The organism is Cyanobium sp. WAJ14-Wanaka, from assembly GCF_024345375.1.
Classification (GTDB): Bacteria; Cyanobacteriota; Cyanobacteriia; order PCC-6307; family Cyanobiaceae; genus Cyanobium_A.
In genome coordinates this window covers 78,909-97,911 of the sequence record NZ_JAGQAZ010000004.1, presented here as the reverse complement: position 1 = coordinate 97,911, position 19,003 = coordinate 78,909, and the positions used below count along the sequence as shown (strand labels likewise).

Here is a 19,003-nt window from a genome sequence, read left to right as displayed (position 1 = left end):
TCAGGCTCTAAGGTGTCAGAGATGACATAGCTTGTTTCCAGATGAAGAGTGTAAGAGCTTTTCTAGTCTATGCAGTTCTCAGGGTTCAAACCTGAGGATGAAGACTAGGTATTATCTTTAAGGAGATAATATCTATCCTGGTGTCCATGGCGCAGTGGAACCACGCCGACCCATCTCGAACTCGGTTGTGAAACGCTGCAGCGGCAACGATATTTGGGGGGTAGCCCCCTGAGAAAATAGCTCGATGCCAGGTAAAACTTCATCCGTAAGGACATAAAAAGGCCGCCCGCTGGGCGGCTTTTTTTGTGCCTTTTTTTAGGTTGGGTTTGGGTCTGGGTCTGGGTCTGGATTGGGCCTGCGTTTAGGGCTTGGACCTAGGCTGGTTAAATCATTTTGAGGTCGGCCCCCATTGTTTGTACGAGCTGGGGCCCGCCTTGTGCCCTTTTGGCGTGCCTATCGTCTTTGGTTGCGTAACGATTGCGTTGATCTCAGTGCCGCATTCGCGTACCACGGGCTGCAATCATTTTTCCCGGTTCTGTTGATTGCCCTCGCTTTGGCTTCCCAGTTGTTGGGAACTAATGTCGGTTTAAATGAGCGCCTAATAGGTTGGGCAGCCGAGGTGCTTCCAGAATCGGCAATAGCTATTTTTTCGGCCACCTTAATTCGTTTCACTAGGCAGGGTTTCGGTGCTGGCCTCTTGGGTGTTTTGGCCCTACTACTCACCTCCAGCAATGCCTATCTCACCCTCCAGCGCGGTGCTGATCGGCTCTGGTGGAACCGTCCCCAGGGGCTGGAATCCCTGACCTGGCAGCAGATTGTGGTGCGATTTGTGCAATTTAGACTCAAGGCAATCGGCCTGATTTGTCTAATCTCTGGCCTTATTACCTTTGACCAATTGTTTGCCAGCAGAAGAATGCTGGGTTCCATTCCACTGCGGGATTGGTTTGTGCAGTTTTTTCAGTTCCCATTTGCATTCCATCGCCCCGTCTCGATGGGCCTTGATTTGTTGATTTCGCTTTCACTCTGTTTTTTCACCTCCTGGCTTTTGCTTTGGGCCTTGCCCTCGCGCCGCATCCCCTGGCGAATCCTGCTGCCTGGTGCGGTTTGGATGGCTCTTTCAGTCACCTTTATCAACGTCTTGCTTGGCCGAGTTTTGTTGGCCCTTGGTCTGCGCTTCCAGGCCTATGGGGTTGTGGGGGGCGTATTAGTACTTACTTTGTGGGTTTGGTTGATTGGCGTGGTTATTTACTACGCCCAATGTTTGTCGTTTGTGTTGCACCAGCGACCTCGGGGGATGAGGATGGTGAATGTCCAGCCATCCTGACGGCATGCAGCGACCCATCCCATGGCTTTGGATCCTCTTGGCTGGGCTGCTGTTGCTCGCCCCTGGCCCTGCGGGTCGCCTACTGCTTGATTTATTGGGCGGCATCACCCTGACAGTGCTGCTCCTGCCAGTACTGCTGGGGGTGGGGGGATTGGTGGCTTGGAAGGTGCTGCAGAGCCGGCTCAAGCCCTGTCCTGCCTGTGGATTTGTGAGTGCTGGATCGGCCCAATGTCCTTCCTGCGGCGCCGTCCTTGGACAGGAACAGGGTCCTGCTTCTTCAAATGAAGACGTTGATGCGAGTAGCGCGACCATTGACGTTTCCTCCGTTGAGGTGGAGGTTATGGACCAATCAGACGGCAATTAGTCGGCCTGGCTGTTTAGCCAGAGTTCACGTAGGCGCCTCTCCCTCAGATATAGAAATAGTGGCGCGCCACAGGCAAAGGCAAGGCTTATGCAGCACAGAAGTACCCAGGGTAGGCCCTTCATTTGTAGCCTACGGCTCTCTTGCACAATCCAAATCACTACGGCCGTAGCACCGATGGCTAAATCTCGCGAGAGTGATTGAGCTGCCGGGTTGGCATTGGCTAGCGCGATGAACTGGGTGATGTCAAAGGTGTTGCCATAGGCCCGAATGAAATCAAGATTTGCCAGCCAGGGAAGTACTGCACCTGCGATCGCCAGGCCCAGATAGAGCCATTGCAGCCAGGGCTGGGGCTTTTGGTTTAGGAGCTCTTTGGCGGTTTGGTTGGACTTCATGCTTTTGGTTTTAGCTTGGTGTTATCAGTTGAATCTTTTGCTATTGGGGCGCTATTGCCCGGGGCCTTATCGACCAGGTCTTGGTTACGCAGGGCTTTCTTGTTTGAAGGTTTCTGGCGGGGAATCGGGTTTGTCCATGTCCCAGAGCTTTACCTCTTGCTCTACTGACTCGAGCAGCGCTTCGCAGCGGTCCGCATAGGACATTGCCTGGCGATATAGACCGGCCATGGCTTCTACGTCTAGGTCGTTGGATTGCAGTTGCGAGAGGGTGAGCTCGAGGGCCGTACGTGATTCTGCATAGCTAAGGCTGGCTGTCACATCCTTTGCTGTGGCTTTACTGGATTTGGCGGACCTCGGCATCCACTCCCCCATCATCTAATTGGATTTGCAGCCTATCTCCCAGTTCCAGTTGGCTGACCGAGCGCACCAGCCTCCCCTGCTGGTCCCTCACTAGGCTGAATCCCCGGGCCAGTAGGTGTTGGGGCGAGAGGGCCCTAAGTAATTGGCGTTGGTGGCTGAGCTTGAGCCGGTGTTGTTTCAACAGGTCCAGCGGATGGAGGTTGCTGAGCCGCTGCTGGAGTTGCTTGAGGCTGCTTATGGCACCATTGAGCTGGAGCGCCAGGATCTGCAGCAGGTATTGGCGCAGCTGCTGGATTCCCGCCAGGGCTGTGGCCCGATCTGGCAGCACGGCCACCAGGGCTGCGGTGGGGGTGGCGGCGCGGTAGTCGGCTACGAGGTCGGCCACGGTGGTGTCGTCTTCGTGGCCCAGACCACACACCACGGGGATGGGGCATGCGAGTAGGCAGCGGGCCAATGCTTCCCCGTCGAATACCGCCAAATCCTCCCTGCTGCCGCCGCCCCGGGCCAGCACCAGGGCTTCGATGCCCAGGGCCCTAGCCCTGCCACCTACCTGCTCAATGGCCCGGCAAATGGTGGCCTCAACCTGACCCTGCACAGGGATTGGCACCACCAGCACGGATGTGGCCGGCCAGCGTTCCTTAGCTGTGCGCAGCATGTCGGCCAGGGCTGAGCTGGGCACACTGGTCAGCAGGGCAATGCGATTCGGAAGGGCAGGTAGGGGCCGTTTTTGGCCTGGATCCAGCATGCCCTCCCCATCCAGCAGCTCCTTCACCCGTTCAAATTGGCGCAACACCCCGCCCAGGCTGGCCCTGATCTCCAGCACCTGGACGCAGAGAGAGGCCCGATTAGCCCAAAAGTTGAGCTTGCCCACCACCACGATGCCGTCGCCGTCGTTGGGCATGAAGCTGAGCTTGCCCAGCTGGGAGGCCCAGACCACCGCGGAGATCGATGCCTGACCGTCGCTCAGGGTTAGCCAAAGGTGTCCCTTTTTGAGCTGGGGCTTGATGGCGGTGGCGTCTAGCAGAAATCGTGGGGCAAAGCCCCTCTCCAGCAGCGTGGCGACCGCGCCGTTTAGTTCGCTGACGCTGTAGTGGGGAATGGCCGAGCTGGCGCCACTCCTCATTGGCTCAGTTGCCGGTAGCCAAGCCACCAGTAAAGGCTCACCAAGCCAGCCACTATTGCCACGAATCTGCCCGCGGGATGGTCAAAGCGGACCAGTCCGATGCAGGTAATCACCAGGGCGCTGCTGAGAAGCCGGGAGCCATCACGGCGGTTGTTGACGTAAAAACGGGCCAAGCTGGGGGAGCTGTTTTCAGCAATTCTGGCCCCCTGCGGGATTGGGCTAGTTAACTGGCTTGCCGGGCCTTTGTGAGGGCGGTCGCAACCGCGGAGCTGGGGTCCTCTGGCCAGGGATGTTTGGGGTATCGCCCCCGCAACTCCTTGCGCACGGCTGGGTAGCTGGTGCTCCAAAAGCCCGCCAGATCCTGGGTGATCGCGGCCGGGCGCCCCGCCGGGGTAAGCAGGTGCACCGTCACAGGCAGTTGGCCCGCCAGCACTGTGGGGCTGCTTTTGGACCCAAATAGCTCCTGCAATTTCACGGCCAGTACGGGCTGTCCGCTGTCGTAGTTGAGCTCGACCCGGCGGCCGGAGGGCACGGTGAGGGCCGTTGGCAGCAGTTGATCCAGCTGGGGCCTCAGCGACCAATCCGAATCCCCCCAAAGGGCCTCGGCCAAATTGAGCTTGGCCAAATCAGTGAGGGCCCGGTAGCCGTCTAGGTGGGGAGCGAGCCAGTGCTCCAGGTTTGCCAGCAGGGCCTCGGGGTTGGCATCGGGCCAGGCATCACCCAGGTGTTGATGGGCCAGGGCCAGGCGCTGTTGGAGTTGGCGGCTGCTGGCACTCCAGGGGAGGCAGCTGAGCCCCTGGCCGCGGATTCCCTCAATCAGGGCTGCAAGCACCAGGGAGCCGGATGCCCCTTTCCAGGGCCGCCGCTCCAGGACCAGGGCCCCCAGCTGCAGGGTCTCCTCACAGCGAACCCGGCCCAGGTCCTCGTCCCAGCTGGCCTGGGCGCCCCAATCCAACCCCTCTGCCTGCACCAGATTGATTATTTCGCTGCGATCCATCGGCAGGGCCAGGTTGATGCGGGCATCGCGCCCTTGGCCATCGGCGCTGGCAATCGCCAGGGCTTCGCAGGAAACCAGCGGATCGTTGGGGTGCAGCAGGGCACCCTTGCCACTGCGCATCAAAAACCGCCCCGGGCTGCCGGGCCTGGCCAAGGCAATCCTCTCGGGATAGGCCCAGCTCACCAGCAGGGCGGCGGTTGCGGCTTCTGCTTCCGGTTCTGGTTGCCCTGATTCTCGACGCTCCCCCTGCCTGCCCAGCCCGTGCCTGCCCAGCCCCTGGCTGCCCAGCACCTGGCGTTGCCACTGCTCCTGCAGTTGCCGTTGGGGAGAGCGGGCAGGTTGCCTGCGCAACCAATCGAGGCGAAGTAGGAGGTCGCTGCCGGCATCGCCGCGGCTGAGGGGGTCTCGCTCACTGAGCAAAACCGCCAGCTCACAGGCCAGATTCAGCCAGCCCCTGGGGGCTGCCATCAGCAGCATGTGGGCCAGTCGGGGATGGAGCCCCAGTTGGGCCAGCCCTTTGCCGTGGGCCAGCAGCGTGCCCTGCTCGTCTAGGGCACCCAGCTGGCCCAGCAGCCCTCGGGCCTCTGCCAGGGCGCTAGGGGCTGGTGGGTCCAGCCAGTCGAGCTGGCTGCCAAGGGGATCCCCCCAGGCGGCCAGCTGCAACGCCAGGGGCAGGGGATCGGCCTCCAATAGCTCTGGGGGATCAAAGCTGGGCCGCCGCGCCTGCTCCGCCGGACTCCATAGCCGCAGGCAGCGGCCTGGCCCCAGCCGCCCCGCCCGGCCTGCCCTCTGCTCAGCGCTGGCCAGGCTGGCCGGCACCGTCACCAATCCATCCATGCCCGTGCCGGGATCAAAGCGGGAGCGACGGCTGAGTCCGCTGTCGATCACCAGGCGCACGCCCTCCAGGGTGAGGGAGCTTTCGGCGATCGAAGTGGCCAATACCACCTTGCCGGCAGCACTTTTGGCTGGAGCAATGGCCTGGCTCTGGGCGCCCAGGGGCAGGTTGCCGTGGAGGGCCACACAGTCGATCGCCGCCCCCCAATCCCTGGCTTCGATGGCCCGTTGACAGGCCTGGATTTCCCTTTGGCCAGGCAAAAAGATCAGCACGGTTTCGTGGCTTTGCCGATCCCCAAGCCACTCCTGCTCCAGGGCCCGAAGCACCTGTTGATCGAGCCGCTCGCCCTCCCTTGGCAGTTGGTGGGCGATGGCCACGGGATGGCTGCGGCCCTCGCTGCTGAAGCTCTGGGCATCACTCAGCTGGCGGGCTAAGGGCTCCAGATCCAGGGTGGCAGACATCACCACCAGCCGCAGCTCAGGGTTGAGCAGTTCCCTGGCCTGGCGCACCAGGGCTAGGGCGAGGTCGGTGTCGGCGCCGCGCTCGTGGAATTCATCGAAAATCAGGCAGGCCACCCCCTCGAGGCTGGGATCGGCCTGCAGGCGGCGTAGAAACAGGCCGCTGGTGAGAACCTCAATCCGGGTGGCGGCGGAGGTGCGGCTTTCCAGTCGCACGCTGTAGCCAACGCCCTGGCCCAGGGGTTCGCCCAGCTCTGCCGCGAGCCGCTGGGCGGCCGCTTTGGCGGCCAAACGCCGGGGCTCGAGCATCCAGATCTTGCCCCCAGCTAGCCCGAGTTCGTCGAGTTGTGCGCGTAGGGCAAGGGGCACTCGGGTGGTTTTACCTGCCCCAGGCGGTGCCTGAAGCAGCAGGGTCGAGCCAGGCGTTAGGGCCGCCTGCAGATCGCCCAGCAGCCGATCAATCGGTAGGGGCTGACCCCGGTGGCTAGCGCACGTGGCGGATGCCATCTACTGGGTGGTAGGCCTCGCCGGTCAGTTCTTCGTAGACGATGGCGGGCAGGCCCGTTTCAAACATGGTTTGCAGGGCTTCCTTCATGAAGGGGTTCCAGCCACCGGTGCTGACTTTGCCGTGGCGCACGGTCCAGTCCCAGGTGCCCTGCAGGTCCCTGGGGACGCGGCCTTCCCGATCCCTGCGGGCCACCAGGTCCTGGGACTCCACAATTCCCACGAGAATTGGCTCCTTGCCGTAGGCGGGCGTAATGCTGAGCTCGAGGCGGATCGGATCATCCTTGACGAGCTTGAGCCGAAAACGAGGCGGCAGCTTGAGGGTACTGAGCACAGCCGCCACGATTTTGGTCCGTTGATCCACCGTCAATCCTCGACAAACACAGTTGCTTATTAGAGAGCCTATCGAGTGCCATCCAGCTTGATCAGGATCCCTGCTTTTGGGAAAGGATTAATCGGGGCTTTCCTTGGGCAGGACCCACTTCTCGTTGTCGCCGCTGAAGCGCACGGTGAGCAGATCTTCCTGGGTGATCTGACCTTCCGCATCCAGCAGCTCGGGGTGGATGGTGACCATTCCAGTGCGATCCAGGCCAGTGGGGCCAGTGACTTTGTCGCCGGGTCTTGGCACTGCCTTGAAGCCCTGGGCCATCACCTTGAAGGCCTGCCAGAGCAGGATCAAAAAGCTGAGGCCGTAGAGCAGGGGCAGGATTTGGGAAAGGAAGGCGTTCATGGCCTCGGGGCGGCCGCCAGCTGGGGGGACATGGCCGCAACCATCATGACTCGACCTGGTTTGTTGAGGGGCTGCCGGCGTTGGCAAGCATCCAGGCCCAAAGGGTTGTGCAGGCTGCTCCGAATGCAAGAAATGCAAGAAGCAATCTCCCGGTGTCCATGGCCTGATAATAAACTTTACAAAGCTTAAGCCCCCCTCGATCTCGCTAGGTCAGGGGCGGCGAAACGGTGGCTTGGTAGCCCAGCTGTTGGCGCATAACCCATTCGGTGGCCGCCCTCTGGCTTTGCCAGGCCTGAAGCAACTGCTTGGCCAGGCCCTGGAGGGTTTTGAGGTCGGCGGTGGAGTCGATGGCCCGGCTCATGCGCTCAAGCTCAAATTTTTGGCCGAGGCTGAGGGCGAGTGGTTCGGTCATGGCGATCTTCGCGGTGGCGACGAACTGACCAAACAATACAAAGTGTTTCAGTTCATGTCGTAGCGGTTGCGACAGGGCGCCTTAGTTCTTCTCGCGGAAGGCGGTTACGCATTCTGTGATACAGATGCCGTCGTCCAGGGAGCAGGTGGTGATGCACTCGAAGTAATCCTCCATGGCATCCCCGTTGGACTCCGCCGCCGCCGGCTGGGCCATGCTCGCGGACCCGGAATTGTGGCCGGCGGCGGAGCTGCTGGCGAATCCTGAAAAGCGGGTCATGGCCTTCGGAGCGGGTTGTTGTTGTCAGGCTATGCACACCAAGCGCTTGACACCAGTCAAATAAGTGTTTGCTACTACCAATCCGTGAAGTTGTGTGTAGGCGCGGCGGGTTTAGCCCTTGCCCCAGCTGGCTTTAGGCGGCCTCAGCCTTTGGGACCGACTTCTGCCCCGTCTTCTGGCCCGACTTTTTTGACTGCTGCTTTTGGCGGTTCGCGGTCTGCTTGGCGGCCTTGGCCTTCTCGGCCTGCTCCGTCACGGCCAATTCAGCCTCTTCGGCCTTCTTCTCCTGGTAGTAGGCGTAGTCGCCGAGATAGGGCACCAGCTCGCCCTCGCGAATCTCGACGATTTTGTTGGCCACCCTTGAGATGAAATAGCGGTCGTGGGAGACCAGCAGCGCTCCGCCCTCGTAGTCGATCAGGGCGTCTTCGAGCATCTGTTTGGCCGGAATATCCAGGTGGTTAGTGGGCTCGTCGAGCACCAGCAGGTTGCAGGGGGTCAGCAGCATCAGGGCCAGGGCCAGCCTTGCTTTTTCGCCTCCGGAGAGCTTGCCGGCCTCCTTGAAGACCGATTCATTGCTGAAGCAGAAGCTGCCCAGTAGGGAGCGCACCTGGGTTTGGGTCCAATCCGGCACCACCTCAAAGATCGTGTCAATAACGGTTTTGGAGAGGTCGAGGGCTTCGGCTTGGTTTTGCTCGAAATAGCCAGCCACCACGTTGTGTTCCCCCAGGCCAGCCAGGCCGCCATCGGGCTGCTCTAACCCCATCACCAGGCGCAGGAGGGTGGATTTGCCTGCCCCATTGGGGCCCACAAAGGCAATCCGATCGCCCCTCTCCACCTGCAATTCGGCGCCAAGAAACAGAATTTGATCGCCATAGCTGTGGCTGAGGTCACTGATTTCAGCCACCAATCGCCCGGAGCGGGGTGCATCGGGGAAGCGAAAGCGTGGTCCGCCCACACCCTCCATGGGGGCCTCGAGCCGCTCGACTTTGTCGAGCAATTTTTCCCGGCTCTTTGCCTGGGTGGAGCGGGTGGCGCTGGCCCGGAAGCGGTCGATGTAGGCCTGTTGGCTACTCAGCTCCTTTTGCTGACGGTCGAAGGCCGCCTGGTTGGCTTCCCGCTCGAAGGCTTTTTGCTCCAGGTGGGCGCTGTAATTGCCGAGGTAGGAGCGGGAGATGCCGCGCTCGGTTTCCACGATTTGGTTGCAGATCCGATCCAGGAAGGTGCGGTCGTGGCTGATGACCACCAAAGCTGCGCTTTGCTCCACCAGGTAGCCCTCCAGCCACTGGATCGTCTCGACGTCTAGGTGGTTGGTTGGTTCATCGAGTAGCAGTAAGTCGGGCTCCTGCAGGAGGATTTTCCCCAGGGCAATGCGCATCTGCCAGCCGCCCGAATAGTCGCCTACTAGTTGTTCCGCCCCCTCGGCACTGAAGCCAATGGTGGGCAACAACTTATCGATTCGGGCTTCCAGTTCGTAGCCGTGTAGAGCCTCAAAGCGGCTGTGCAAGTGACCCAATTCATGGATCAGCTCGTCGAGATGGTCCGGGTCGCTGGCGGCCCTGTTGCTGCCCATGGCATCTTCTACGGCCTTTTGCCGGTCGAGCACCTCAGCGGCCTCACCGAAGGCTTGGAATAGTTCCTGGCGCACGCTGCGCTCGGGATCCACATCGAACTCCTGCTGGAGGTAGGCAATGCGGGGCTCACCCTGGCGCACCACCAGGCCGCTGCTGGGTTCCTCCAGGCCGGCAATGATTTTCATCTGGGTCGATTTGCCGGCCCCGTTGACCCCTACCAGGCCAATCCGGTCTCCGGCTTTAACTTCCCAGGTGACATCTCGCAGCACCTCACCGGTGGGATAAATCTTGCCGATGCGTTCGAGACGGAGCACGGAGCCTGACGGAGTGGCGAAGGGGGCTGTTATCAGCCGAACCCCATCATCCCTGTTGGCCTTTTCGGCTTTTTAGGGCTTCGGGCAGACTCAAACCACGCAAACCGGTGCGGCAGCCATGATCAAGCGCATTGAGCAGGTGGCGGCCCTGGTGGTGGCCGCCGGTCTGGCGATCGTGAGCTACTGGCTCTTCTTCAGTTGGGCCCAGGGCGGCGGGCTGGGCAGGCCTGCCCAGCGCCCCCGCACATCAGAGGCCCCCGCGGGCCTTCAGCAGCCAAAGCTTGCTGGCACTGTCATCGAGGGAGGCGATGTGGGCCTTCACCTCATCGCCCGTGACCGATAGTCCGACTTGCTCGCCGATGGCAACGATCCGCTCCAGGGCCCCATTGGGATCCTGGAGGGCCTGCCTAAAGAGCGCCTGGGTGAGCTCGCTATCGGAGCTGATGTGGCCGTAGAGGGCGGCGGCGTTGCCGGTTTGGGCAGCGTCGCTGATTAGCTCGGGCATGGAAGGGGGCCAGGACTGGCCAACCCTATTAAGCCTGCCCTCAGGCGGCAACAGCTGCTTCGCTTTCTGGCGTACCCCAGGCGGAGGCATCTTCCATGCTGCGGGCGTCGAGGCAAAGCACCTTGCGCAGCTCCGCATAGTTGGCGGCGAGGGCCTGGCGCCCCTCCTGGTCGGCCCCGTATTCGGCCCGTTGCAGCACGTGGTGCAGGTGGGTGAGCAGGTAGGTGCTGATCACCGCTGAAACCAGCACATCACTGCGCTCGGTGCTGGTGCGCTTGCGGCTGCGCATGGCGGGGGCAGAAGCTTTGACGGCTGGGGTGAGGGTGCGTGCCACGGAATGGCCTCCAGGGTTGGCGGGCGTTTATGGCTCAATCATAGTCGTGGATACTACCCTTGCGCATCTCTGTACACTTCGGGGTATCCCAAAGGCCCAACCAGTGCGTGGCGACTAGGCAGACCTCCTCCAGTGGCCGCCCCAAATCCCCCAGGGTCCAGGTGGTGCTGCCTGAAGAGCTTTGCCAGCGTTTGGCCGATTTGGCCGAGGGCGAATCCCGCACGGTCAGCAACATGGCCAAGGTGCTGATCCAGCAAGGGGTGGAGCGCCTCGAGCGGGCCCGCCCTGCGCCCATGGGCCAGGCCCCTGCCGTATTGGCCGATTCCCAGCAGTTTCGCCAAGCCCTCGAGCAACAGGAACGGCAGCAGCCCCAGCGGCTGCGGGGTGCCCCCAGGCGGCTGCGCCTGCTGCGCCCCAGCTAGCCAGCCTCTTGGCCTAGCCAGTCTCTTGGCCTAGCCGGGCCTTACGCAGACCCCGAGCACGCTTGGCCGTGTTGCCCCTGTAACCGAGGGCAAGTTGCCTGGATGGCCTTTCAGTTGCCACCAGGCCAGTAGGGCAAAGGCCAGGGCCTCCCGGTCGCCCTCCCCAATCCCCAGCCCCGCCATGGATTCGACCGCCAGGCCGCGGCACCTGCTGCGTAGCTGGGCCATCAGCACGGGGTTTCGGGCCCCACCCCCGGCCACCAGCAGCTCTAGGGCCGGAGGTGCCAGGGCCAGGTCCTGGGCCACCACCGCAGCAGTGAAGGCCGTGAGGGTGGCGATCGCATCGGCCGCATCGAGCTGGCTGGCCTTTTCCAGTCTGGCCAGGCGCTGTTCCAGGTCGGATTGGCCAAATTTTTCCCGGCCCGTGGATTTGGGTGGCACTTGTTGGAAATAGGGCTCCTGGAGCCATTCCTCGATTACTCCCCAATCCACCTGCCCCTTGGCGGCCCAGAGGCCACCTTCATCAAAACCTTGCTCACCAGCACTAAAGCGTTGTACGGCCATGTCCACCAGGCTGTTGGCCGGGCCGCAATCCCAGCCCAAAACTGACGCTCTGGCCTCAGGCCCCTGGGCCGGTGGCAGCAGGGTCAGGTTGGCAATGCCGCCCAGGTTGAGCAGGGCCCGCCAGCCGCCAATGGCAGGCAGTAGGGCAGCATCTGCCGCCGGTACCAGGGGTGCCCCCTGGCCGCCAAGGGCCAAATCGGCGCTGCGAAAATCGAACACCACCGGCCTGTTCAGCTGCTGGGCCAGCTGGGGTGCCCTAAGTAGTTGCCAGCTGGCGCCAAGGCGCTCGGGCCCTGGCGGCCTGTGCCAGAGGGTTTGGCCGTGGCAGCCAACCAGTTGGGCCTGGCCCGTGGGGTCACAGGAGCGGGCCGCGAGGGCGTGCTGGTTGGTGAGCTCTTCGGCCAATTCCAATAGGGCCGAGGCGCTGGTGGGTTCGCCCTGGCCCACGGCCACAATTTGTTGGCGGAGGGCGGCTGGATAGGTAATCGCCGCCCGCCCCAATATTTTCCAGCGGGGCCGCCCTAGGGGCCCCGCGAAGTTGGCCAGCACGGCATCAACGCCATCGGCGCTGGTGCCGCTCATCAAGCCCAGAACCCGCATGCAGCGGCTACCTACCGGTTGGGCTGGGGGGTCATGCGCAGGTAGGGCTTGATCTCAGTGACCCCCTTGGGGAACTTGCCGCGGGCTTCTTCCGTGGGGATCGAGGGCACCACAACGCAATCCTGGCCGTCCTGCCAGTTCACCGGGGTGGCGACCTGGTGGTTGTCGGTGAGTTGCAGGGAATCGATCACCCGCAGAATTTCATTGAAATTGCGGCCGGTGCTGGCGGGATAGGTGATCTGCAGGCGCAGCTTTTTATTTGGGTCGATGATGAACACCGAGCGCACGGTCAGGTTGTTGAGCGAATTGGGGTGGATCATTCCGTAGAGATCGCTCACCTTTTTGTCCGCATCCGCCAGGATCGGATAGTCGACGCTGGTCTGCTGGGTTTCGTTGATGTCACAGATCCAGCCGGTGTGGCTTTCGGCTGAATCAACGCTCAGGGCCATCGTTTTGACATTGCGCTTCTCCCACTCGGGACGAAGCCGCGACACCTCACCCAATTCGGTGGTGCACACCGGGGTGTAATCGGCGGGGTGGGAAAACAGCACAACCCAGCTGTCGCCAGCGAAGTCGTAGAGGTTGATCGGGCCGAGTTGGGAATCTTGGGTGAAATCAGGAACGGTGTCGCCGAGTTGGATGACCATGGCCGAGCTAGGAGATAAAAGGTTCGCCATCCCCGATGCTGCCACAGTTGGCCAGCCATTGCCGTAGTTGGCTTTTTAAGTGGGCAAGCCCTAGCCCTTCGGTGGCTGAGATGAACAGGGCATCGGGCTCCAGGGCCTTGACCCGATCCAGTTCCGTTCCCGGACAGCGATCGATTTGGTTGGCCACGAGGCGCCTTGGGGAATTCGCGCCCAGGGAATCGAGGATGGCGTTTACGGTGCGCCACTGTTCTGGCCAGGCTGGATCGGAGAGGTCCACCACGATCAACAGCCCATCGGCCTCCAGGGTTTCCTCCAAGGTGGAGCGAAAGGCCTCCACAAGCGGCGGGGGCAAATCGCGAATGAAGCCCACGGTGTCGGTGAGCAGGAGCGGGGTGGTAGCTCCCCCCTCCGGGTCGGGCAGCTCGAGTCGTCGGGTGGTGGGATCGAGGGTGGCGAAAAGTTTGTTTTCGGCCAAAACGGCGTCCTGGCCCGTGGCCTTGGTGAGGGCATTGAGCAGGGAGCTCTTGCCGGCGTTGGTGTAACCCACCAGGGCGAGGCGCCGCAGTTGGGAGCGGCCTTGCCTTAGCCGCGCCCGGTGGGCACTTAGCTGGCCCACCTCGCGCTGCAGCCTTTCGAGGCGGCCGGCGATCGTGCGGCGATCTTTTTCCAGCTGGGTTTCCCCGGGCCCGCGGGTGCCAATGCCCCCCCCCTGGCGCGAGAGGCTTTGGCCCCGGCCACTTAACCGGGGCAGGCGATAGCGCAGCTGGGCCAATTCCACCTGCAACCGGCCTGCAGCACTGGCGGCCCGTTGGGCAAAGATGTCTAGGATCAATTCACTGCGATCGCTTACGGGCAGATCCAGCAACCTCTCCAGATTGCGGGCCTGCACCGGGGTCAGTTCCCTGTCGGTGACCACCAGGCTGGCCCCAAGCCTGCGGGCCTCCAGGGCGGCTTCTGCCACCTTGCCCTCCCCCCAAATAGTTTTTGCTGACACCTGGCTGCGGCGCTGCTCGACCACTCCCACCGGTTCAGAGCCGGCGCTGCGCACCAGCCCCTCCAATTCGCCAATCAGCCGTTGGGCTGCCCCCCGATCGCCCGGGGTGAGGGCTAGCAGCAGTACCCGCTCTGGACCATTCTCAACGGCCTTGTGGGTTGGCCGCTCGGCGCTTTCCTCGGCCCCCAGGCTGGCCGGGTTGGTGGCACAAAGAACCGCCAGATCGTCTGCTCCCAGGGGCGGCCAGGGATCGCCCTCGCCCCTCTGGGGGCTGAGCAGTAGGGCTGGCCATTGGCCGCCCGAACCTGGTTTGTCGCCGTAGCGAAGCCAAAGCCTCGGGGCCATATCCAGCCCCACCACGCCTTCCTGGTCGCCGGGTTCGAGCTGCTTGCTGCGCCCGCAGCAGGTCACCAGCCGGAGTTCGGAACCTTGGCGGCGGTTGGATCCGCCCAGGTGGTCGAGCAGGCGCGAGGATTGCTCAAGGGGGCCCACCCAGATCAACCGGCCGATGCCCCGCCCATCGATCACCAGGCTGATCGGCAGTTCCAGCTCCCGGGCTTCAGCGGCTAGGCGCTGCAGGCAAAGCAGTTCGGCAATTCCGTCCTCCGGATGACGGCGATGGCATAGCCGCTCCAACCGCCGCCGCTGGGAGGGCCGAAGGCCTGCGGTGCGGCCAGCCAGCACACCTTGTTTCAAGGGCGTTTTACCAGCACACAGCGAATGCCAGCAGCAGCTGCCGCGGCTTGGTCGGCGGCACTATCGCCCACGTGCCACACCTGGTCGGCCGCCAGATCAAGAAGTTTGAGGGCTTGCTGGAGGGGCGCCGGATCGGGCTTGGCGGCGCCTGCCGCACTGGAGATCACCACCGCATCCAACCACTGGCTAAGGCCCAGGCCCTCGAGTAGGCGATGGAGACGCTGGTCGAAATTGCTGACAACGGCCAATTTCAAGCCCCGGCCCTTCCATTTCTCCAATTGGCTTGCCACCTCGGGATAGGTCCGCCATTGCTCGGGTTCGCCAAAATGCTCAAACAGCTCCCGTTTCAATTCGCCGCTGACCGGCTGGCCTAGGGCTTCTTCAATGCGATCGCCCCACCAGGCCAGTTCCGCCGCCGCCAGTTCTTCGCTGCCGAGGCCTGGAAAGGCCAAGGGAGGTGCGGCCCCATAAACCTGGGGGAAAACCCGGTCGATGGCGGCAGCATCCACCTGGATGCCATGGCGTTCAGCCAGCGCCGCATAGGTGCTGCCAACCGACTGGCGCAGCCCGATCAAGGTGCCCATGGCGTCGAGCAGAAGGCCGGCGACAGGGCGTGGGCCCATCAGCTTTTGGCCAACCAATTGAGACTGCTCAGCCAGCTGGTGTTGCTCAGCCAGCCTGTGGCCACCCTGAGTTGGTGGCCCTTGCTGGGTAGGCGGGAGAGGTAGGCCAGCCGGCGCAATTGGAAGGCCGCCGGCCCGGCCAGGGTGAGCCCTGCGCCGGTGAGGGCAGCATCGCCTTCGCCGAGGCTCATCATTTCGCCGAGATCGTTGTATTGAAAAGGCTCTAGGGCTTCGCCCGCCAACGACTTTGGCAGATTTGCGGCCAGGTTTTCTGCCTGTTGGAAAGCCACCTGGGCGGTGGCAGCCAAGGGCTCATCCCCCTCCACCTGGGCGATATCTCCCAGGGCAAAAAGATTCGGATGGCCCAGCAGTTGGAGGTCGGCCTGGCAAAGCAGGCGGCCCCTCCGATCTGTGGCGGCCGGAGGCTCGATGCTGGGCGCCTCAAATTTGAGGCCGGCGGTCCAGATCACCCCGTTTACGGCCAGTTTCTCAATGGAGAGCGGCCCTGCCGCGCCACCTGCCTGCCCCGCTGCACTGGTTTGCAGGCTGAGCTGGCCTGCGGCCACACCCACCACCTGGGTGCGTAGGCGCAGGCGCACGTCTTTGCGCACTAGGGCCAAGTTGGCCTGTTCTCGATTGAAGGATTTGGCCGCAGTTAGCAAGGTTTCACCTTGCTCAATTAGTTCCACTGCGGCACTGCCCGCCAGGCTGTCGGCCAATTTGCAGGCCAATTCCACGCCGCTGGCGCCGGCTCCCACCACCGCCAGCCGCTGGAGGGGCCTTTGAGTCCGCCGCAGCTGGGCCACTAGGGCCTGGAGCTGCTCCACATCCGCCAGGCTGCGGAAGCCCAAACAATGCTCTTCCACGCCGGGAATGCCAAAGCTGTTGACCCGGGCTCCGGTGGCAATCACCAAGCGGCTGTAGGGCAGTTTTTGCCCCGAGGCTGTCTCCACTGTGTGCAGATTGCCATCGATCCGACTGACCCGGTCCTTGAGCCAGGCCACCCCCTTGCCGGCCAGCAGGGTGTCGTAGCGGGGGGCTATTTCCCAGCTCTGGACCTCGCCGCTCAGCAGTTCGTAGAGCAGGGGTAAAAACAGAAAACGCTCGTTGGGTTCAATCAGCAGGATTGGGGGATGGCCGCGGCGGGCTGCCAGGGCCAAGGCCGTGTAAAGCCCCCCGAAGCCACCGCCCACAATCACCACCGGTGCGGCTGTCATCGCTGGCTTTTACGGTGCATCGGGTTGAACCCTAACCACGAGCCAGGGCGGCAAGGGATGATGGATTGATGGTGTCTGTTCCAGCCCCCAGATATCCCTCTGATTGCCAAGGTCGGCAGATCGATCTGGAGGAGGCACGCACCCGGCTGGAACCCCTGGGCGCCCAGGAGCGCCTGGTCTGGGCCCAGGCCACCTTTGGCGATGGCTTTGCCCTCACCACCAGCTTTGGCATCCAGGCGGCTGTGTTGCTGCATATGGTCAGCGGCCTGGCGCAGACATCCGGCAAGCAAGTACAGGTGATCTGGGTTGACACCGGCTATCTGCCACCCGAGACCTACCAATACGCCGAGCAGCTTTGCCAGCAGCTGGAGCTGAAGTTGTATGTGGCCCAGGCCGTGATGAGCCCAGCCCGGATGGAGGCCCTGCATGGTCGGCTCTGGCAAACCGAAACCGTGGAGGATCTCAACATCTATCACCGCATTCGCAAGGTTGACCCCCTAGATCAGGCCCTCGACGCCCTGGCAGTTACCTGTTGGGCGAGTGGCGTGCGTGGCCGCCAAACCGATCACCGCAATGCGATGCAGGTTCTGGATCCGGTGCGAGAGCGCTGGTCGCTGCGGCCCCTGCTGAGCTGGAGCAAGCGGGATGTTTTCTATTACATGCAGGAAAATGGCCTGCCCCAGCACCCCCTGTTTGAGCAGGGTTACTCCACCGTGGGTGATTGGCATTCCAGTGCGCCCGATGGCGCGGAGCTCAGTGGCAGGGCGACCCGTTTTGGTGGCCTTAAACAGGAATGCGGGATTCACTTGCCCGGTGTGATGGGCGAAGGAATCTGAAGGTGGCTACGGGCGCCGGGCGCTGGCTACTAATAGGTAACAGTCGCTGGCATTGGGCGCTAGGTAGGCCCGGCGACCTGCGCTGTGGCCATGGAGCTCCTGAAGCACCGCTGGATCCCTTGGTGGCCTGGGCCGCCGTGGGCCCTGTTCCAGATCAAATCCAGGGCCAAGCGCTCGATCTGGATCCGGCCCTGCGGCTCAGGCTTGAAGACGTGCCCCTGGGCCAGGCACCGCCCTGGCTTGGGGTGGATAGGGCCCTGGTGGGCTGGCAGGCCTGGCGCCAAAGCCCAGGCCGGCCGGTGTTAGTGGCTGATGCGGGCACGGCCCTGAGCCTCACGCGGGTTGGAGCCGACGGCAACTTTGCGGGCGGCAGGCTTCAGGCCGGTGCCCAGCTGCAGTGGCGCAGTTTGGCGGCGGCCACAGATCAGTTGCCCCTGGTCAATGCTGAACCGGCCCTGAACTTGCTGGATCCCGAGTCGAGCTGGCCCCGATCGACGGAGCCCGCACTCCGAGCTGGTGTGCTCTGGGGCATGGCCGCGGCGATTTCGGCGGCAGCCATAGAGGCGGCAGCCAGCCAGGCCAGGCTTGGCCAGCTCGAACTGCAGCTTTGGCTAACGGGGGGCGACGGGGCTGAGTTGGAGCCCCTGGTTCGATCTTTGCTGGGTGAAACCCTGGCACCTAATTTGCCCCTGGCAGCTGGCCTCAGGCTGGCCCCCAACCTGGCCCTAGAGGCCCTTGCTGCCCTTAGGCCAGGCCCAGATCGCCGATGATTTGGTCGGCCATTTCTTCGGCCTTCACCTTCAGGTAGATCAGCTCAAGCTTGCCCTCGGCATCCACCACAAAGGTGTGGCGCATCATGCCCATGTATTCGCGGCCCATGAATTTTTTGAGCCCATAGCTTTCGTAGGCCTCGGCCACCGGGCAGGGCTCGGCGTCAGTGAGCAGGGTGAAGGGGAGGTTGTATTTGACCACAAATTTGCCGTGGCTGGCGGCCCCGTCCTTGCTGATGCCCAGCACCTGGATGCCCTGCTGTTGGAAGATCGCCCACTGGTCCCGGAAATTGCAGGCTTCCTTGGTGCAGCCGGGGGTGTCGTCCTTGGGATAGAAATAAATCACCACCCTCTGGCCCCGGAGGTCCTTGAGGCTGACAGGGCTGCCTTCCTGGTTGGGCAGGCTGAAATCGGGTGCCGGATCACCGATTTTTAGGGTCATTTCTGCAGGGGGCAACAATGGCTGGAGCCTAGGGGTCCCCTTGGAAGCGTTGCGGCGACCGATCCTGGAGCCTGGGCCGAGGTTGTGGCTCCAACCCCTTGGGGAGGTGGATGCGGCGATTCTCTCCAGCCAGGAATTGGCCTGGGGTGGTCGATTGGCCCCGCCCGGCCAGCGGCGCTATTGGCAGAGCCGTGCGGCCGTCCGCCAGCAGCTAGCTCCTCTGTTGGGATGCGATCCCGCCCAGGTGCCCCTGCACAGCCCCCCCGGTGAGGCGCCCCAGCTCCTGGAGGGCTGCGGTTGGGTGAGCTTGAGCCACAGCGGCGATGGGCTTTTGATTGGCTATTGCCCCGAGCCGATTGGTGTGGACCTCGAGCGGGCCGACCGCCGCCTCGATGCGGTGGCCCTGTTGGAGAGGTTCTATCCAAAAGAGGAGGCTGCCCAGCTGCGGGGGCTGGGGGGGGATGCGCTGCGGTTGGCGGTATTGACCAGTTGGGTAGCCAAGGAGGCGGCGATTAAGTGGCGGCGCCGTTCCCTGGCAGAGGAGCTGGCCCATTGGTGTTTTGATCACCGGCAATGCCAGCTCCATCACCGAGTTGAGGGCCTGACCCTGAGTCCGCGCATGGGACTGCAAAACGGCTGGCTCTGGGCGGCGGTGACGCCAGCCCTGGCCCCTATCCTTGGCCCCTAAAGCAG

The 19,003-nt window shown here is 62.9% G+C and carries 24 protein-coding genes and 1 rRNA gene; 7 read left to right on the top strand and 18 right to left on the bottom strand.

What is annotated here, in order from left to right; genetic code table 11:
* The first annotated feature begins 136 nt into the window (after positions 1-136).
* The 3 genes from rrf (at position 137) to KBY49_RS11565 (ending at position 1,688) form a co-directional block, all read left to right on the top strand.
* A 5S ribosomal RNA gene (gene rrf, locus KBY49_RS11575) occupies positions 137-253 on the top strand.
* 183 nt (positions 254-436) lie between these two features.
* Entirely contained in the window at positions 437-1,324 is an 888-nt protein-coding gene (locus KBY49_RS11570; protein WP_254934987.1) for a YihY/virulence factor BrkB family protein, read from the top strand.
* A complete protein-coding gene (locus tag KBY49_RS11565) occupies positions 1,308-1,688 on the top strand; it encodes a hypothetical protein (RefSeq protein WP_254934977.1) in 381 nt (126 codons plus the stop codon). Before KBY49_RS11570 ends, KBY49_RS11565 begins: the two co-directional genes overlap by 17 nt.
* Here the strand turns inward: KBY49_RS11565 and KBY49_RS11560 are convergent.
* The 12 genes from KBY49_RS11560 to KBY49_RS11500 form a co-directional block, all read right to left on the bottom strand.
* Positions 1,685-2,080: a DUF2834 domain-containing protein gene (locus tag KBY49_RS11560; RefSeq protein WP_254934976.1), complete on the bottom strand. Its 396-nt coding sequence runs from the start codon at positions 2,078-2,080 to the stop codon at positions 1,685-1,687. The genes KBY49_RS11565 and KBY49_RS11560 overlap by 4 nt on opposite strands.
* Before the next feature lie 84 nt (positions 2,081-2,164).
* A complete protein-coding gene (gene xseB, locus KBY49_RS11555) occupies positions 2,165-2,398 on the bottom strand; it encodes an exodeoxyribonuclease VII small subunit (RefSeq protein ID WP_254934975.1) in 234 nt (77 codons plus the stop codon).
* Positions 2,399-2,414: 16 nt separating this feature from the next.
* The gene (gene xseA / locus KBY49_RS11550; RefSeq protein WP_254934974.1) at positions 2,415-3,563 is read right to left on the bottom strand and encodes an exodeoxyribonuclease VII large subunit; all 1,149 of its coding nucleotides are present in this window, start codon (positions 3,561-3,563) and stop codon (positions 2,415-2,417) included.
* Complete coding sequence (locus KBY49_RS11545; protein WP_254934973.1) at positions 3,560-3,736, bottom strand: hypothetical protein; 177 nt, start codon at positions 3,734-3,736, stop codon at positions 3,560-3,562. The genes xseA and KBY49_RS11545 overlap by 4 nt, the downstream gene beginning before the upstream one ends.
* Before the next feature lie 50 nt (positions 3,737-3,786).
* A complete protein-coding gene (gene hrpB, locus KBY49_RS11540) occupies positions 3,787-6,360 on the bottom strand; it encodes an ATP-dependent helicase HrpB (RefSeq protein ID WP_254934972.1) in 2,574 nt (857 codons plus the stop codon).
* Entirely contained in the window at positions 6,338-6,721 is a 384-nt protein-coding gene (locus KBY49_RS11535) for a hypothetical protein (RefSeq protein WP_254934971.1), read from the bottom strand. Before KBY49_RS11535 ends, hrpB begins: the two co-directional genes overlap by 23 nt.
* Before the next feature lie 87 nt (positions 6,722-6,808).
* Positions 6,809-7,087 (bottom strand): DUF2973 domain-containing protein, encoded by a 279-nt coding sequence (locus KBY49_RS11530; RefSeq protein WP_254934970.1) that lies wholly within the window; start codon positions 7,085-7,087, stop codon positions 6,809-6,811.
* Between the two features lie 205 nt (positions 7,088-7,292).
* The gene (locus KBY49_RS11525) at positions 7,293-7,499 is read right to left on the bottom strand and encodes a hypothetical protein (protein ID WP_254934969.1); all 207 of its coding nucleotides are present in this window, start codon (positions 7,497-7,499) and stop codon (positions 7,293-7,295) included.
* 81 nt (positions 7,500-7,580) lie between these two features.
* On the bottom strand, positions 7,581-7,775 hold the full coding sequence (locus tag KBY49_RS11520) for a hypothetical protein (RefSeq protein ID WP_254934988.1): 195 nt from the start codon (positions 7,773-7,775) through the stop codon (positions 7,581-7,583).
* 133 nt (positions 7,776-7,908) lie between these two features.
* Positions 7,909-9,660, bottom strand: a complete 1,752-nt coding sequence (locus KBY49_RS11515) for an ABC-F family ATP-binding cassette domain-containing protein (protein WP_254934968.1) — start codon at positions 9,658-9,660, stop codon at positions 7,909-7,911.
* Positions 9,661-9,907: 247 nt separating this feature from the next.
* Positions 9,908-10,165 (bottom strand): hypothetical protein, encoded by a 258-nt coding sequence (locus KBY49_RS11505; protein WP_254934967.1) that lies wholly within the window; start codon positions 10,163-10,165, stop codon positions 9,908-9,910.
* Between the two features lie 40 nt (positions 10,166-10,205).
* Positions 10,206-10,454: a hypothetical protein gene (locus KBY49_RS11500; protein WP_254934985.1), complete on the bottom strand. Its 249-nt coding sequence runs from the start codon at positions 10,452-10,454 to the stop codon at positions 10,206-10,208.
* Positions 10,455-10,606: 152 nt separating this feature from the next.
* Between KBY49_RS11500 and KBY49_RS11495 the strand changes: the two genes are divergently transcribed.
* Positions 10,607-10,921 carry a ribbon-helix-helix domain-containing protein gene (locus KBY49_RS11495; RefSeq protein WP_254934984.1) on the top strand — a complete coding sequence of 105 codons (315 nt, stop codon included), beginning with the start codon at positions 10,607-10,609 and terminating at the stop codon, positions 10,919-10,921.
* Between the two features lie 30 nt (positions 10,922-10,951).
* Here KBY49_RS11495 and KBY49_RS11490 read toward each other — a convergent pair whose 3' ends face one another.
* The 5 genes from KBY49_RS11490 to KBY49_RS11470 are packed head-to-tail and all read right to left on the bottom strand — an operon-like array spanning position 10,952 to position 16,262.
* Complete coding sequence (locus tag KBY49_RS11490) at positions 10,952-12,085, bottom strand: anhydro-N-acetylmuramic acid kinase (protein WP_254934966.1); 1,134 nt, start codon at positions 12,083-12,085, stop codon at positions 10,952-10,954.
* An 11-nt stretch (positions 12,086-12,096) separates the two neighbouring features.
* Entirely contained in the window at positions 12,097-12,732 is a 636-nt protein-coding gene (locus KBY49_RS11485) for a peroxiredoxin (RefSeq protein WP_254934965.1), read from the bottom strand.
* Between the two features lie 7 nt (positions 12,733-12,739).
* Entirely contained in the window at positions 12,740-14,422 is a 1,683-nt protein-coding gene (hflX, locus tag KBY49_RS11480; RefSeq protein WP_254934964.1) for a GTPase HflX, read from the bottom strand.
* Entirely contained in the window at positions 14,419-15,045 is a 627-nt protein-coding gene (locus KBY49_RS11475; RefSeq protein WP_254934963.1) for an HAD-IA family hydrolase, read from the bottom strand. Before KBY49_RS11475 ends, hflX begins: the two co-directional genes overlap by 4 nt.
* The gene (locus tag KBY49_RS11470; protein ID WP_254934962.1) at positions 15,045-16,262 is read right to left on the bottom strand and encodes an NAD(P)/FAD-dependent oxidoreductase; all 1,218 of its coding nucleotides are present in this window, start codon (positions 16,260-16,262) and stop codon (positions 15,045-15,047) included. The genes KBY49_RS11475 and KBY49_RS11470 overlap by 1 nt, the downstream gene beginning before the upstream one ends.
* A 68-nt stretch (positions 16,263-16,330) precedes the next feature.
* Between KBY49_RS11470 and KBY49_RS11465 the strand changes: the two genes are divergently transcribed.
* Both KBY49_RS11465 and KBY49_RS11460 read left to right on the top strand, forming a co-directional pair.
* On the top strand, positions 16,331-17,098 hold the full coding sequence (locus KBY49_RS11465; RefSeq protein WP_254934961.1) for a phosphoadenylyl-sulfate reductase: 768 nt from the start codon (positions 16,331-16,333) through the stop codon (positions 17,096-17,098).
* A gap of 2 nt (positions 17,099-17,100) precedes the next feature.
* Positions 17,101-17,868 (top strand): type III pantothenate kinase, encoded by a 768-nt coding sequence (locus KBY49_RS11460; protein WP_254934960.1) that lies wholly within the window; start codon positions 17,101-17,103, stop codon positions 17,866-17,868.
* Here the strand turns inward: KBY49_RS11460 and bcp are convergent.
* Positions 17,843-18,310, bottom strand: coding sequence for a thioredoxin-dependent thiol peroxidase (bcp, locus tag KBY49_RS11455; protein ID WP_254934959.1), 468 nt, complete (start codon positions 18,308-18,310; stop codon positions 17,843-17,845). The two genes, KBY49_RS11460 and bcp, sit on opposite strands and share 26 nt — an antisense overlap.
* A gap of 40 nt (positions 18,311-18,350) precedes the next feature.
* Between bcp and KBY49_RS11450 the strand changes: the two genes are divergently transcribed.
* Positions 18,351-18,998 (top strand): 4'-phosphopantetheinyl transferase superfamily protein, encoded by a 648-nt coding sequence (locus tag KBY49_RS11450; RefSeq protein ID WP_254934958.1) that lies wholly within the window; start codon positions 18,351-18,353, stop codon positions 18,996-18,998.
* The last annotated feature ends 5 nt before the right edge of the window (positions 18,999-19,003 follow it).